General features: G+C 46.9%; 13 protein-coding genes. 9 read left to right on the plus strand and 4 right to left on the minus strand.

Annotation, left to right across the window (positions count from 1 at the left end):
• Window positions 1–46: 46 nt before the first annotated feature.
• The 3 genes from trpB to MKY41_RS20595 form a co-directional block, all read right to left on the minus strand.
• Complete coding sequence (gene trpB, locus MKY41_RS20585; protein WP_340746823.1) at window positions 47–1,213, minus strand: tryptophan synthase subunit beta; 1,167 nt, start codon at window positions 1,211–1,213, stop codon at window positions 47–49.
• 120 nt (window positions 1,214–1,333) lie between these two features.
• A complete protein-coding gene (locus MKY41_RS20590) occupies window positions 1,334–3,385 on the minus strand; it encodes a sensor histidine kinase (RefSeq protein WP_340746824.1) in 2,052 nt (683 codons plus the stop codon).
• A 52-nt stretch (window positions 3,386–3,437) separates the two neighbouring features.
• The gene (locus MKY41_RS20595; RefSeq protein WP_340746825.1) at window positions 3,438–4,163 is read right to left on the minus strand and encodes a response regulator transcription factor; all 726 of its coding nucleotides are present in this window, start codon (window positions 4,161–4,163) and stop codon (window positions 3,438–3,440) included.
• A 239-nt stretch (window positions 4,164–4,402) separates the two neighbouring features.
• Here MKY41_RS20595 and qhpC point away from each other — a divergent pair, with 239 nt between their 5' ends.
• From qhpC to MKY41_RS20640, 9 genes are all read left to right on the plus strand, one after another.
• Window positions 4,403–4,720, plus strand: coding sequence for a quinohemoprotein amine dehydrogenase subunit gamma (gene qhpC / locus MKY41_RS20600; protein WP_041075931.1), 318 nt, complete (start codon window positions 4,403–4,405; stop codon window positions 4,718–4,720).
• Window positions 4,721–4,732: 12 nt separating this feature from the next.
• Window positions 4,733–6,346, plus strand: a complete 1,614-nt coding sequence (gene peaA / locus MKY41_RS20605; protein WP_340746826.1) for a quinohemoprotein amine dehydrogenase subunit alpha — start codon at window positions 4,733–4,735, stop codon at window positions 6,344–6,346.
• Window positions 6,347–6,388: 42 nt separating this feature from the next.
• Window positions 6,389–7,807: a radical SAM/SPASM domain-containing protein gene (locus MKY41_RS20610; RefSeq protein ID WP_231860332.1), complete on the plus strand. Its 1,419-nt coding sequence runs from the start codon at window positions 6,389–6,391 to the stop codon at window positions 7,805–7,807.
• A gap of 15 nt (window positions 7,808–7,822) precedes the next feature.
• The gene (locus MKY41_RS20615) at window positions 7,823–8,887 is read left to right on the plus strand and encodes a quinohemoprotein amine dehydrogenase (RefSeq protein ID WP_052484137.1); all 1,065 of its coding nucleotides are present in this window, start codon (window positions 7,823–7,825) and stop codon (window positions 8,885–8,887) included.
• A gap of 17 nt (window positions 8,888–8,904) precedes the next feature.
• Window positions 8,905–9,816 carry a hypothetical protein gene (locus tag MKY41_RS20620; RefSeq protein ID WP_041075927.1) on the plus strand — a complete coding sequence of 304 codons (912 nt, stop codon included), beginning with the start codon at window positions 8,905–8,907 and terminating at the stop codon, window positions 9,814–9,816.
• Window positions 9,817–9,831: 15 nt separating this feature from the next.
• Window positions 9,832–10,824 carry a peptidase U32 family protein gene (locus MKY41_RS20625; RefSeq protein WP_340746827.1) on the plus strand — a complete coding sequence of 331 codons (993 nt, stop codon included), beginning with the start codon at window positions 9,832–9,834 and terminating at the stop codon, window positions 10,822–10,824.
• Between the two features lie 14 nt (window positions 10,825–10,838).
• On the plus strand, window positions 10,839–12,605 hold the full coding sequence (locus MKY41_RS20630) for an ABC transporter ATP-binding protein (RefSeq protein ID WP_340746828.1): 1,767 nt from the start codon (window positions 10,839–10,841) through the stop codon (window positions 12,603–12,605).
• Window positions 12,535–13,290 carry a S8 family peptidase gene (locus MKY41_RS20635; RefSeq protein WP_084212528.1) on the plus strand — a complete coding sequence of 252 codons (756 nt, stop codon included), beginning with the start codon at window positions 12,535–12,537 and terminating at the stop codon, window positions 13,288–13,290. The genes MKY41_RS20630 and MKY41_RS20635 overlap by 71 nt, the downstream gene beginning before the upstream one ends.
• A 99-nt stretch (window positions 13,291–13,389) precedes the next feature.
• Complete coding sequence (locus MKY41_RS20640) at window positions 13,390–14,868, plus strand: aldehyde dehydrogenase family protein (RefSeq protein ID WP_041075921.1); 1,479 nt, start codon at window positions 13,390–13,392, stop codon at window positions 14,866–14,868.
• Between the two features lie 330 nt (window positions 14,869–15,198).
• Here MKY41_RS20640 and MKY41_RS20645 read toward each other — a convergent pair whose 3' ends face one another.
• Window positions 15,199–15,954 (minus strand): arylamine N-acetyltransferase family protein, encoded by a 756-nt coding sequence (locus MKY41_RS20645; RefSeq protein ID WP_340746829.1) that lies wholly within the window; start codon window positions 15,952–15,954, stop codon window positions 15,199–15,201.

Raw genomic sequence — 15,954 nt, forward strand, 5'->3', positions numbered from 1 at the left:
AAACCTCTAAACGTTTCGGCAAACTCCGCAACATGCCACCCTTACCTCACGCCTGCTGCGCTTTTTCTTGCTGAAGCATTTCAAATACTTGTTCCACATCTTTGTCGCCGCGGCCGGATAGGTTGACCAGTACAATATCATCCGGTGACAGGGTGGCTGCGTGTTTCATTGCAAAGGCAACCGCATGGGAACTTTCCAATGCCGGGATGATGCCTTCCGTTTTGGATAATGTCTTGAAGGCTTCCAATGCTTCCTGCCCGGTAACGGGGTAGTAGGTTGCGCGTTCGACATCTTTCAAATAGCTATGTTCCGGTCCGACGCCGGGATAATCCAATCCTGCCGCGATGGAATATGTGGCATCCGGCTCGCCGTTTTCATCTAACAAAGTATAACATTTGAAGCCATGAAGGACAGCGGGCACGCCTTTCGTCATCGTGGCTGCTTCCATCGGCTCCACACCGATCAGCTCCACGCTTGCCTCATTCAAATAATGGGCAAATGCGCCGATCGCATTGCTGCCTCCACCGACGCAAGCGATGACCGTATTTGGCAGTTTCCCTTCCCTTTCGAGCATTTGACGTTTGGATTCTTCGCTGATGACCGATTGGAAGTACTTTACAATAGTAGGGAACGGATGTGGCCCAACCGCCGACCCAAGCAAGTAATATGTATTTTCATAGTTGGCGACGAGGTCATTCAATGCTTCATCCACGGCATCTTTCAAGCGGCCTTGGCCTTTCGTTACTGAAACGACTTTGGCGCCGAGCAATTCCATCCGGAAGACGTTCAATGCTTGTCGCCGCATATCTTCCGCGCCCATATAAATGACGCATTCCATATCAAACATCGCACAGGCTGTAGCCGTCGCGACACCATGCTGGCCCGCGCCGGTTTCTGCAATGACACGTTTCACGCCCATCCGGTTGGCCAATAGGATTTGGCCAATCGCGTTGTTGATCTTATGAGAACCGGTGTGGTTCAAATCTTCCCGTTTCAAATAAATCTTGGCCCCGCCGACCTGCTTCGTCAAATTTTCAGCAAAGGTGATTGGGTTCTCCCGGCCGACGTACTCGGCCAAATAGCGGCGGTATTCATCCATGAAGGAAGGGTCCTGGATTGCTTCCTCGAATTGTTGTTCCAGATGGTTCATCGCATCTTGCAATGCAGGCGGAATGAAACTTCCTCCAAATTCACCGAAATATCCTTTTTCCATGCACATTTCCTCCCTTTTCTCTTATAAGTAATCCAAGTATAGTAGCTGGCAGTTGGCAAGTAAATAGGTTGGCGGAAGAGACTATGACACAATTCCGACAATTATTAGGCCATCCCCTTATCAATCTTCTTCCATTGGGAAGGGAAGGGTGATGGTGAACTCCGTCCCGACGCCCGGTTCGCTATGCGCAACGATGGTGCCGTCATGTTCAGTGATGACTTCCTTGACGATGGAGAGACCAAGACCTGTCCCGGGCTTGTTTGAATTCCGGACTTTGCTGACGCGATAAAAACGATCGAAGATATACGGCAAATCATTTTTGGTAATGCCCCATCCTTCGTCTTTGACCGTAATGATGGCATGCCGATCTTGCTGCCTGACGGTCACGTCAATGCGCGCGTCCGGCTCAGAGTACTTGAGTGCATTTTTAACCAAATTCATCATGGCCCGTTCGATATAATGGACGTCGATGTCAAGAGAAGGCAGATCCGGTTCGATATCGAACACGACTGTTTTAAATTGGTCGAAATGGGTTCCGAGTTTCTGGAAGAAGCTAGTCGTATCCACTCGTTGGAAGTGGAAAGGCTGTTCTTTCAAATCGATCCGATTCAGTTCAGAAGCGTTCACAACCAAGTTGTTGATGGAATCGAGATGGTTTTGGATGCGCTCGAAATACCGCTCATAGTCCTCTTCGCCGATCAGCCCGTCTTGGATCGCTTCAATATAACCGTGAATCAGGGTAATTGGTGTTTTCAAATCATGTGCAATATTGGCGAAAAGAAGCTTTCGTTGCTGTTCCGTCTCCTGCAATTTTTTATTCGTCTCGATGAGCGAAATGTTCAGGCGAACCAATTGCTGGGTGCGCTCCGACACCTTATCCTCCAACTGGCTGTTCAGCGTCTGGTAGTTGCTGATCAGCTTATTGATCTGCTGACTCATCGAGTTGAACGATTGACTGACCAAATTGAACTCGTGAAGGGATTGCGACGGGATTTCCGCCTTGAAATTTTCATTTTGGAAAGAGCGGATGCCGCCGAGGATTTCGCGGATCGGCTTCGTAAAATTCCTCCATATGGCGATGGAACACAAAATGATGACTAGCAAAGTGAAAATCATGACATTCCGGAGGTGGCTGAAAATCGTTCGCTCATGTGCTGCTAATTGTCGGTCTGTCAAGCTTTTAATATGATCTACAATACCTGCTTCAGGAATTGCAAAAATCAGTTTCCATCCGGTATGGTCAATTGTGGCGGACAGGAAAATTTTATTCATACCGTTGACGTTCAGGAGGACAGGCTGTTCGTCTGACGATATTTGTTGACGGATTGCTTTTGTCAAAAAAGGCAGATCGTTATCCGCCTGATCCTGGTAGGCGATGAATTCATCATTTTGGTTCAGTAATAGGGCGTAGGCGAATTCTTCTTTGAATTTCATATTAAGTAAATGATTTAAGGCGCGGTGTGTCGTAATATCTGCGCCCAAAATGCCGAGTTCCTCATCGTTTGGGCCAATAATAGGAGCCGAAATGGAGAACATTTCATGCCGATGAGTCAGGTCAATATAAGGATCCGTCCAACCTACCTTGTTGCTATTTGGGGAAACAGCTGCTCCAGCAGTATAAAAAGTCTCTTTCGTAAAATCGGCATCCGCCGTTAAAAAGCCATCGTGAATCTCCTTTGGGGTGTTCATGGCTGGATAAATACGCCACGCAGATGTTGGAGAAACATAATAAACAGCGACAATGGCTTGATTGCTTTTGACGATTTGTTTCATCGTCCCTTCAATGCTTTTTGTCTGTTCCAGTCGCTCCACCGTTTCCGCCGTTACGGGATAGGAGGCAGTCGCTCCTGTATTGGAGAAATCCCCTTTTACTGATTCCCAATAAACTCCGCCAATATCTTGTTGTAAGCGGAGAGAGTATCCTGGCGGCACAATGGACGATTCAAATACCTCCTCCAAAGTTGTGCGCAATTGAAGGATTTGTTTTTTATATCCTTCCAATTGAATGCTCGTCGCTTCTGCTTGTCTGTTTATATTTTCTTTATATAGATAGAGGGCGTACTCGCTGATATCCTCTTCAATATTTGCTCCTGTCACTGTGATGGAGTTTTTCGTGCTTTGTATGACGAAGTAACTGATGATAATGAGCGGAACAAGTGAGAGAAGAAGCAAAGTCCATAGCATCCTACCTCTGAATGTATAAAAAGATTTATGAAAAAGAGTATTAGCTTTTTTGGACAGACTCATTGAATTTATACCCTGCCCCGCGGAGAGTTAAAATGACCCTTGGTTTTTTTGGATCTTCTCCTAGTTTTTTTCGTAAATTTCCAATATGAACCGTCACCGTCTTTGTATCAATTTCCGACTCGTATCCCCAAACGCAATCCAGCAAATGCTCCGTGCTTAGCACCTGAAAGGGATGGAGCATGAAAAAATGAAGCAGTTCAAATTCTTTGGAGGAAAGCTGGACTTTTTTGTTCCGTATATAGCAATCATGACGTGCACTGTCCAATAGAATGGAATCCGATGTGAAAACGTTCGCCTCTCCTGAAGACACATCTTCTGGCATAGATATTTTTGATTCATAGTATCGGCGCAAATGGGCTTTCACTCGCGCAATCAATTCATTCATTCCGAAAGGCTTGCCGATATAGTCGTCTCCGCCGACACTTAAACCAATGACCTTATCAATCTCCGAATCTTTACAACTCAAAAAAAGCACAGGTACGTTCGTCTCTAGGCGAATACGTCGGCAAATTTCAATGCCATCGAGATCGGGGAGCTGGACATCCAGCAAGATTAGCTGCGGATTGACAGCTTTTAATTTTTTTAGCGCCTCTTCTGCATTGCTTGCCTCTTCGAAGTTATATCCTTCCTTTTTTAAATAGAGACCAATCAATTCCCGGATCTCTGGTTCATCGTCCACATGTAGAATCGTAGATTGATGCATCATTTCTCCCCCTTTTGAACATGAACTTTTTAAATCACTTCGTAAACGGGTGGTTCCATGACCAATGGTTGCCTAGTTTTCCATTGTTAATGCTCGGATTTTCTTATCATAACAAAGTTTTATAATTCCGAAAAGTTTATTTCTTTACTTTATTTTTACTTTTGTTTTGCTTTGATTTTACTCTACCTTGATATTCTTAGTTTTGCAAAGGCTTACATTAAGAAAGGAAGGGTGGGCTTATGAAACACAGTAAACCGTTGAACCGCAAAGGAAAAATGGCTATGAGGCGAATTAACGAAGGAGAAATAATGGATGTGGAAGGCCTACAATTGCCGATTGGCTGTACGACAGTTTTTGATCCGGGATGGGAGGCGGATAGTTCGGAGATTTCCGTAGCCGCCCTTTGCCAGCCGATGGAGCGCGATCTTTATGGCTGTTACGGAGATTGCTGGTGGGCAGCACAAGTACCGGATGGCTTGACGAAATATCCGGAATGGCATCAGGATTGTCCAGCCGCCGTAAGAGATTGGCAAAAACTAAAATTTATTGATGAGTAAGGGGGGATTTGGGTGATCCAACATAAAAGGAAATCGATTGGTGTGATTTTGTTATTTCTCGCTACTCTCGTAATGGTTGCCGCTTGTACAAAAGAAGAACCGCAAAAAATTACAGAGGACGAGGAAGCAAACGCACCGGGAGTCAGCTTAGCAAACGAAGAATGGAGCGACACATTCAAGCAATCGTGCATAACATGCCATGCTGTGGGGGAAGACGGAAAAGTCGATCGGATTAGTGATGTCCGTAAAACACCGGAAGGATGGCAGGATACAATTACTCGCATGCAGACCGCGTGGGGAGTTCAGGTAACGGATGAAGAAAAAGCTGCTATTGTTCAGGAGCTGAGCGATAAGAATGGTTTAGCGCCAAAAGAGACTGAAAAAGTCATGTATTGGCTGACAGAAAGCGGTTCAACGATTGAACCAGTTACAGAAGAATACGACAAGATCGAGGGTTCTTGTATCGCATGTCATGCGGGAGGAAGGCCGCTGGCACAGTACCGTACCGAAGCCGAGTGGATGAAATTAAAAGATTTCCATATCGGGATGAGTCCGGCCATGATTTATCAAATGCGGACGATGAAATGGGAAGAAGAGGCAGAAGAAGTTCTCGCTTATATGGCAAGCATCCATCCATATGATTCGGAAGACTGGGAAGAATGGAAAGACAAAAAGACTGATTATGAAATCACAGGGACATGGAGAATTGTCGGCCATCAGCCGGGAAGCGGAATATATAGCGGATATGCCGACATTTCAGAAAAGGAAGATATGTATTTTGAAAAACGCACGATGCTCATGCCTGATGAACAAGAAAAGAAATCTGAAGGAAATGTACGGAAGTATGCCGGGTATTCATTGCGCAGCAGTTTAACGGATGGTGAGGTAAAAACCCGAGGTGTCTTCAATGTAATAGAAGACGGTAATAAAATTGAGGGTCGGTGGAACCAGGTAAACGATAAAGGGATATTTGCAGATGAAACGTACTATAAGGCAGACAAAACAGCTATTTTGGCTACATGGCCAAGTTCCATTAAGTCAGGCACAACAGAAACCATTCGGGTTATCGGCTCAAAGTTGCCCGACCAGCTGACACCGGACAGCTTTGTTGCATCTAAGGGACTAGTTGTCGATAAAGTTGAAAGGCAGAACGGTGATGATGTCTGGATTACAGTGACAGCTCAAGGGACAGGTGAAATAACACTCGATTTGAAAGACGGCGAACAGCCTGTCAAAATCATAGCATTTGATAAAGTAGATTCCATTAAAGTATTGCCGGAGCGCGGATTGGCGCGGCTGAATTATACCGATTATTTGCAGAGCGTCCAGTTTGAAGCGATTGGCTACACTGCGGATAATCAAGAAATCGGTCCGCTGAACGTCAAGTGGGAGCTTCATGAAGATAAAGAAGGAAACGATGAATTGAAGTACGTTGGGCAGATCAACACCCAAACCGGACTTTTCACTCCGGCCCAAGGGGGTCCGAATCCTGAACGGGTCTGGACTACCAACAATACGGGATACGTCACTGCCAAGGCAATCTATCAAGATCCGGCCACTCAGGATAAACTGACCGGTGAATCGAAACTCTTTGTCACACTCCCAGACTATGTCTACATCAAATAGAAAGCGGTGATTCCCATTATACAAACGGCAGATCAATTATCAGTGACAAATCAGCTCGTGTTTGAAGTAAAAGGCAAACCATATGTGTTCCAGGGGCTCAGTGGCTTTATCAGTGAAATTTCACCTCTTGGCAAATCAATCTTGGAAATATTGAAAAGCGACTCTCAATCGCTAAGCGAAGTCGAAGAGCAGCTAAGTATCCAATACGGGAAGGCGGAAGTTCGATCAGCGATTGAGGAGTTACTACAGCAAGAAGTCATCCGGTTAAATGACAGTATCGGGAGAAATAGTAGGACTCCCGGTGTTCCGCAAGGAGAATTGCCGATTCAAACGCTTGTTTTCCATTTGGTAAACGAATGCAATCTCGGTTGTACGTATTGTTATGCGGGTGGCGGTGAATACGGCGCTCCTATGAAAGCGATGAATGAGCCGACTGCTGAAAAAGCGATTGATTTTCTAATCAAAGAATCCAAAAACGCGCCAAATGTTTCTGTCATTCTGTTCGGAGGAGAACCGACGCTTAATTGGAGGCTGCTAACCCATGTCGTGGAATATGGAAAAAAAGCAGCACAGCAAGCGGGTAAAAAGATTGATTTTTCTATGACGACGAACGGGACGCTATTGAACGAGAGACGCATCAATTTTCTCGTCGAGCATAATGTCGGCGTGTCGGTCAGTATGGATGGAGATGAAAATACCCAAGACACATGGCGGCCGTTCAAATCAGGCCATGGATCTTATGAAATGGTCAATAAAAATGCACGCAAACTGATTGAAAAGCATCGTACGAAACCGGTCGCTGCCCGGGTTACACTGACAAAGGATTTCCCGCATGTAAAAGAAACGTTCACTCATCTTCAAGAGATGGGGTTCCACGAAGTCGGGTTCGCACCGGTTTCCGAAACGGACGAGGCTTTTATTTTAAATAAGCCGGAGCTTTCCCGCTTGTTGGATGAATTTGAAGAACTGACAGAGATTTTTGTTCACGAAGCAAAGGAAGACCGCTATTTTGGTTTCTCCAACTTGGTAAATGTCCTAGTCGAATTGCATACGGGAGTTAATAAAAGCTACGGCTGCGGCGCCGGCATCGGCTTTTATGCAGTCAGCCCCTCAGGTGACCTGTTCTTGTGCCATCGTTTTAATGAACAAGATGAGTACAAGATGGGGGATATCTATCAAGGTGTCGATCGTAGATTCCAGAAGACGCTGCTCGAGTCGCTGCATGTCGACAACAAAACGACATGCTCCCGCTGTCCGTTGAAGCATACGTGCTCGGGCGGATGCTACTACGAAGCGAAAGAGCGGCAAGGGGAAATCACTTCTCCGAATTTGCATTACTGCAACTGGATGTATCGCTGGTATACCATTGCACTGAAAGCATATGTACAAGTCATGGAAGACAATCCGACGTTCCTTGACCGGATCGCGGGACTGCCTCTTGACGATTGTCATGCTAATTAGAAGGGAGGAAGTATATTGAAGAGAAAATGGCTTTTTTCGATGCTCGCCGTTTTCCTCGTAGTCAGTTTGAACGCTTCAGTGTTGGCCGAAGAAACCGGGAAAACGAAAGAAATGCTTTATCTCACTGGTTACGAATATGTCTTTGCTGTAGATCCGGAAACGGAGGAAGTAACGGATATTCCGGTAACCGGTATGACGAGGGATACGACTTTTTCGAAAGACGGGAGTAAATTATTCGTAAGTACGGACATAAGGCAGAAAGTTACTGTCATTGACACGGCCAAAAATATTGTAATTGATGAGTTGGATTTTACACAAGACAATTACCGTTCCCGCATCTATGGCATGGATGTGGATCCTGAAGGCAAGCTGCTCTACGCTATGACGATGCGCTCAAAAGTGGAAGGAACAGAGTTGACAACATTGCCTCCTGCCATCCTCGTTATGGACATAGAAAAGAAGGAGATTGTCAAGGAGATTGAAGTTCCGTACGGTGTGCACGTTCTGCAATTTTATGAAGACGGCAGCAAAATTGCTGTCTGGGGTAGGGATTTGTATGAATATGATATTGAGAAGGACACTTTGACACTACATTATGAGCTGTTTGATCCTGAGGATAAGAGTGCCGGCAACAGTAACTATCTCTTGCTTTGGCCGCGTGATCGAGAAACTAATTATCTAGCATCCACGGTCAACTATGTGTACCATCCCGAAACAGGCGAAACGACAGAAGGTTTTGTTACATGGGATTTAAAAACGGGCGAGGTAGAGAAAATTGAGTATAAGGAAGAACCGATCGGCTTTTTCTCAGGGATAATTTCACATGACCGGAAAAAGGCATATGGGGGCATGAACATGCTTGCCAAGACCGATCTTTCGTCACTGAAGCATGACAAGGTCATCAAAACAAAATTGGGAACATCTTACGGATTCAATATAAGCGGTGATGGAAAAACGATTTACGCCGGAGGAGGAGGCCCTGACGTCAATTTCTATGATGCAGAAACATTGGAGTTTAAAGGGACAGTCGATTTGAAAACAGATGCGATGGACGTCCGCGTCGTACAAATAAAACAATGAATGGGAAGTGAAGCGATATGGAATTAGCGCTCGCTGTCCAGGATGCAAAGCAACTCTCCTTGTTGGAAAACAGGGAGACGCTTTCCCCGATGGAGCAAGAAACCATAGCAATCTTAGAAGAAAACATCAAACGAAAATTTAAGCTGACGGAACCCGGGCGCTTATATTTTGGGTCGGAATTTTGCCAATATCGGATTGCAGAGGTGGAAGATGTCCGGAAAGCATATGAGTATGCGAGAGAAAGAGGTTTCGCTTTCACATTTGTTACTCCATATGTTCCGGAGAATGGTATGAAGTTGCTTTTTCCCATCTTCGAATGGCTGGACTCCCAAGAAACGGAAGTGGAGGTAGTGGTTAATGACTGGGGAATGTGCTACGCAGTCGCCACAAAATATCCGAATCTGCAAATCGTCATCGGCCGCCTATTGAATAAGATGATCCGCGACCCCCGTGTCGCTCATTTATACAATCAAAAGCATGCACCGGAACGGGCAAAATCGGTATTCATGAATTCTTCATTTGAAACTCCGTATTTTCGACAGTTCCTCGACAGGATGCACGTCAAGCGGATTGAGTATGATTCGTTCATCCAACCGATCGAGAAATCGGCAGACCGGGAAGGATTGGCGACATCACTTTACTTGGGGTATGGCGTCATCGCGACGGGTCGCTCTTGTTTAGTGGGAACTCTGCACAAGCCGCGGGAGGAAAAATTCCAAGGCGATGTCCAGTGCAAGCAGCAATGCTGCCACTACGTCGCTCAAATGGAAAACACGAGACAGCAGCTCGGCCAATTGCCAGTTCGGACGATGCAAAAAGGAAATTCGGCTTTTTATCAGCAAACCGAAGAGCTCGTAGGGAATGTCCTCGATTGGGCGGATGACATGCAGGTGGACCGACTGATTATCAGTCCGAAAATACCGGTGTAAAAGGAGGGGAACTATTTGAAAGTATTAGCACCCATCAGCCAGGTCGAAGAAGTGGAAATGCTTGTCCATAATGGCGCGGAGGAATTTTACGCAGGGTTTATCCCGACAAACTGGATCCGCTCGTTCACTAGTGGTGTTTGGATGAATCGCCGTGCAACACAGGCAAGCATACCGGCTGTAGAAGAGTTCGCTAAGTTGATTGAAAAATCGCATTCCTTCGATGTTCCTGTATTTATGACATTGAATGCACCGTATTATACACAGGAACAGATCCCATTGTTGCTTGATATTATTGGCGAGGCATATAAGTGCGGCACAGATGCCTTTATTGTCAGTGATATCGGTTTGATGATGGCGATCAAAGCGCATTACCCGGATGCCGGCATCCATGTGAGCAGTTTGGCGGCACCGCTGAATAGTGAAAGCGTCAAATTGTATCGCGAGCTTGGTGCGGAACGGATCGTTTTTCCGCGCAGTCTATCGCTCGAAGAAATGGCGGAAATCATGGATGCAGGCGGACGGGATCTCGAGTATGAGTTGTTCATTCTGAATGACGGTTGTGTATATGAAGAAAGCTTCTGTTTTACGACACATAACCAGGTTGGCGCTTTCTGTGCGACGCAAAACTGGGATTTCCAGTTTGAGTCGGCGGAAGATCGCGAGCTGTCCCTAAGAGAGCAGGAAAAACTTGCATCCCATCTTAAAGACTACCAGGATTTTGTATGGTTCACGCATAGTTGCGGGTCTACTGTTTCGGACCATGGCATCCCGCTTGGCCCATGTGGATTATGCGCACTCCCGGATATTGCGGCACTTGGCATCGATTCGTTGAAAATTGTCGGGCGAGAAGCGAATTCCGTCCGGAAACTGGCCAGCGTGCAACTCGTTTCGGATGTGGTGAAGTCGGTACGTCGCGGGATGGAAAAGGAGAAAGTTCAGGAAAGGGCCATCGCTATCCGCAAGACGCCTGAGTTTTGTGAATCCAAATTTATGTGCTATTACCGATGATCCGGGGTAGGAAAATGCTCGGGTGGCTTTGGCCCTTCTTTGCGCCGCACCGTTTAGTTTTGACCCTTGTTTTCATCCTTGCCATTATTGGAACGGCGCTGGAACTATCATATCCATATTTGTCCAAAGTGTTCATTGATGATGTACTCATCCAGCCCAAATATGATCTGAAGACTATTCTGCTGTTGACTTTCGGATTGACCTTGTTGGGAACCGTCCTGCAGCTCATCAACAGTTATATCTATTTACGGACGACGCTGACAATCATCAAGAAGCTGCGGCTTTATTTGTTCCACCATCTGGAAAGACTTCGCTACTCGTTTTTTGTCCGGACGCGGGTCGGGGATATTACAACGCGGCTCAACGGAGATATTAACATCGTTCAAGGGACATTGACCGACGGGTTGCTTCAGCTTTGCATGTCTGTTCTAACGTTGGTTTTTATCACATGTGTGTTGATATATCTGGATTGGAAACTATTTCTGATGACGTTGCTTATATTCCCGTTCCTGCTCGCATCACTCTTTTACTTCCGACCGAAAATTACAAAGAAGACAAAGGATATCCGGGAGAATCAAAGCGATATCCAAGGTCATATGATTGAAACGTTTAGCCAGATCCGACTTATCAAATTGCTCCGGGCGGAAACAGATAGGAAAGACAAGCTCGGCGTCAAAATCGATCAGTTGAACCATCATTCTTTGCAATATGCCATTATCGAGAGCGTAGCGGGTGGCATTCCGCGAATCATCACGATGGGGATGACATCCATCATTTTATTCCTAGGAGGGATGATGGTCATTGAAGGAAGTATGACGCTTGGAAGCTTGCTTGCATTCACAACGTATTTGGGCCGGTTCTTCTCACCGGTGCAAACGTTGGCAGGCCTCTATATCCGGTTCCAGAACATGTTTGTTTCTCTCCATCGGCTAATGGAATACTTGAATCTTCCAGTAGAAGATGAAGGGGCGAGGGAAACGTGTCCGAGGCCGCGGACATCCGGCCCGTTGTTCGAATGTAGAGACATAGGCAAACGATATGGAAAGGAAATACCGCCTTTATTTCAAAATGTCAATCTGACTTTGGAAGCAGGTTATTCCTATGCGTTGGTCGGACCGAGCGGAGGTGGGAAGAGCACATTCATCGATCTGCTGGTTCGCTTGAAGACACCGTCACATGGGAGGTTGCTTTATGAACAACAGCCGATTGAGGAAATGCCGGTAAGTCAACTACGCAAGCAAGTGTTTGTCGTTGCGCAAGATGTGGAAATTCTTCATGACACAATCACTGAAAATCTGCTGCTTGGACTTTCGGCAGAGGAGCGAAAGGAAATCACAACAGATGAGATGATCCGGGTATGCCGCGAAATCGGACTTCACTTGGAAATCGAAAAGTTGCCGAACCAATACGATACGGTAATCGGGGAACGGGGAAAAGTGCTTTCCGGTGGACAAAAGCAACGGCTGTCGATTGCTCGTGGCCTGCTTAGGGAACCAGATATTCTCATATTGGACGAGGCGACGAGCGGGCTCGATTACGAATTGGAGAGGGAACTGTTCAAACGGCTGCATTTCTGGCAGAAGTCAAGGGCGCATCGGATGCTCCTCGTTATCTCCCATCGATTGGAGTCATTAGATTGGGTCGACCGTTGGCTGTTGGTCCAGCAAGCTACTATTTCGGAAGCAGACTCGTATGTTGGGATGAGAGCCGTTGCAGATCATTGGAATGAAGGAGGAGAAGCGAATCGCCATGGTTACTGGGAAACAAGCAGAACGAGTTGATCCATTATCGGAATTTACGGGGAAAGGCGTGAAAATCGCTGTTCTCGACAGTGGTGTCAATGTATACCATTCGCATATCGATCAAGAATTGGAAGGATTGGCTTTCCGAGTAAACCGGGAGGGCGGCATCGAGCCTCATGAAGATATCCGGGACTACCTCGGACATGGCACCGCAGTGACCGCAGTCATGCGTCAAATGGTCCCGGAAGCTGAAATCCTCGTTGGAAAGATTTTTGATGAAAAGCTTGCTTGCTATCCCTCTGTCCTGGCGGAAGCGATCGACTGGGCAGTAGATCAAGAAGCTCATATCATCAATCTGAGCCTAGGTGTAAACCGAAGCTATCAGGTGATTGAAGAGGCTTGTGCTGCAGCCATTGAAAAAGGGGTTGCCGTTGTCGCCTCATACAACGAGCAAACAGGCTTGCTATGGCCCGCGAACTATCCTGGAGTTTTCGGGGTGCGTGCAGGAGAAGTTCCGAGAATGGAATGGCAGCTAAATGCTCCAAATGATTTTTCGGCATGCGGATACCCGCGAGAGCTGCCGAAAGAGACGCAAATTTATAATATTCACGGGCATAGCTTCGCGGCCGCCCACTTTACTTCCTGGCTTGCACGATTGTTTGAAAAACAGGAAGGGAAAACCGTTCAGGATGCAATGCCTTATTTTCATCAATACGTCAGGTGACGGAACGCTCGAACAATTGGAAAGTCATTTGATTATTTATCAAAGTAGTAACACTATTTTGTTGGAAAAAATATAAACTGCACACAGGGAGGCAATTACATGGAAACGACAATCGAATTGCATGCAAAGGTTAGAGAGTTTTTAAAAGGGACGAAAAAACTCCATATCAATGGACAAGACGTGGAATCCGTCACGGGCAAAACATTCGAAACACTGAATCCTGCTACAGGTGAAGTGCTTGCGATAGTGAGCGAGGCGGGAGCAGAGGATATCGATATGGCGGTGAGGGCGGCTCGGAAAGCTTTCGATGAGGGTCCTTGGTCGAAAATGAGCGCAGCGGAGCGGAGCCGGCTCATTTATAAACTGGCCGATCTTATGGAGGAAAACAAAGATGAACTCGCCCAGTTGGAAACACTCGATAATGGGAAGCCGATCTTGGAATCGTCGAATGCCGATGTCCCGCTCGCAATCGAGCACTTTCGCTATTTTGCGGGATGGTCTACTAAAATTGTCGGGCAAACAATTCCGGTCCCAGGGCAATACTTCAACTTTACGCGACATGAGCCGGTCGGGGTTGTCGGCCAGATCATTCCTTGGAACTTCCCACTCTTGATGGCGGCGTGGAAATTGGGGGCCGCTTTGGCGACGGGTTGTACCATTGTATTGAAACCGGCGGAACAGACGCCGCTCTCTGCGCTGTATCTTGCGGGACTTGCACAAGAAGCGGGCTTCCCGGAGGGCGTTATCAACGTGGTTCCTGGCTTTGGCGGAGGGGCCGGCGCGGCATTGGTCGAGCATCCGCAAGTGAACAAAATCGCCTTTACAGGTTCCACCGCGGTCGGAAAGTCGATTATGCGGGTCGCATCGGATACGATGAAACGCGTCACATTGGAGCTTGGAGGGAAATCACCGAATATCATTCTGCCGGATGCCGACCTATCTCGAGCCATCCCCGGTGCATTGTCGGGCGTCATGTTCAACCAAGGTCAAGTCTGCTCCGCAGGTTCACGCGTTTTCATTCAAAAGAAAATATTTGACAATGTGGTAGCAGATTTCGTCAGCCATGCCGAGAAATTGAAGCAGGGACCAGGGATCAATCAGGACACAACAATCGGGCCGCTTGTATCCAAAAGACAACAGGAGCGGGTAGTCGAATACATCGAAAAAGGAAAATCGGAAGGCGCCGAGCTACTTACCGGCGGAAACCATACGGACAAAGGATACTTCGTGGAACCGACTATTTTCGCCGATGTGCGCGACGAAATGACGATTGCGAAGGAAGAAATTTTCGGACCGGTGATCTCCGCATTGCCGTTTGAGGACTTAGATGAAGTGATCAAGCGTGCGAACAACACGCATTACGGCCTGGCAGCGGGACTATGGACGGAAAATATTCGAAACGCCCATTACGTGGCGAACCGCCTGCAAGCCGGAACGGTTTGGGTGAACTGCTATAACGTGTTGGATGCCGCTTCGCCTTTCGGTGGTTATAAGGAATCCGGCTTCGGACGGGAAATGGGCTCGTATGCGCTTAATAATTACACGGAAGTGAAGAGTGTTTGGATGAACTTGAATTAAAGGAAAGGGCACTGTGGTGAAGTTGAAGAATGATTACGAAACACGCCAACGAAATTTCCCAAAAGTGATTACGTCATTAATTGAGAAGAGTGCTTAAGTGAAAGAAGGGGCTGTCTAAAGCTCATAAGGAAGCAGGTGAACGATTTCCACCTGCTTTTTCTTATGCTCTTCAATCCGATAAAAAGACTGCCAAGGATGCAGGATAGAGTTGCTGTCCCCAATAGTGAAAGGATTTTTCGAGATACCTCATGTCGAAGCGACAAAAAGACTATGTCCCTTTGACTTGTTTCAAAATTTTGATGAACGTCGTATTACAAAAAGAAAGCAGCTTCAGTCCGCTCCGTCCAGCACGATTCCAAAAGTCTCCGCCAACACGTTTTTCTTTTCCTCGGTGGTAAGCACGATCTTCGTTTCGTTCCCATTCTCCTTCACCTTCAATTCACGATCGGAAAGTGTAATCCGACCTGACTCCGTAGCCCTTGTTGCTAGATCGGCATGGGTGAACGTAGACTCTTTGGACACTTGATTGAACACACAGCCTTCATGAAAATCCACTAGCGACTTGCTCTCCCGGTTAAACCGATATAGCGTTCGTTGTGCTCCATTTCTTCTGCGTATTAAGTCAAAAAAGCCATCTCCACGGGATTCGATCCAATAAGTCCCGCTTGAATCCGTTCGCTCTGTGCCATCCAAAGGAATCGGCTGGATGGTGGCATCGCCGAACCCGACGTCGACTAGGTACGGTTGCTCCATCTGGACGAGGATTGCCGCATGCGTGTCCGCTTTTGCCCATTGTCCGTTCGGCCGGCAAACGGTGGCGGATAGCAGATGCGCGTCGTAACCGAGTTCGTTCAATAGCCAGTGGAACAGGCCGTTCAGTTCATAACAATAGCCGCCGCGTCTTGCGGTGACGAGTTTTTCGTAGATCGTCGATAGATTCAGATAGATGGGCACCCTGCGGATGACGTCGAGGTTTTCGAACGGGATGTGCTGCATATGCCGGAATTGCAATTCAGCCAGATGTTCGAATGAAGGCTCCGTCAGATCGGAAGCTTGGAACCGTTTTAAATAGTTTATATGATCCAT

Source organism: Sporosarcina sp. FSL W7-1349, assembly GCF_038003045.1.
Lineage (GTDB): Bacteria > Bacillota > Bacilli > Bacillales_A > Planococcaceae > Sporosarcina.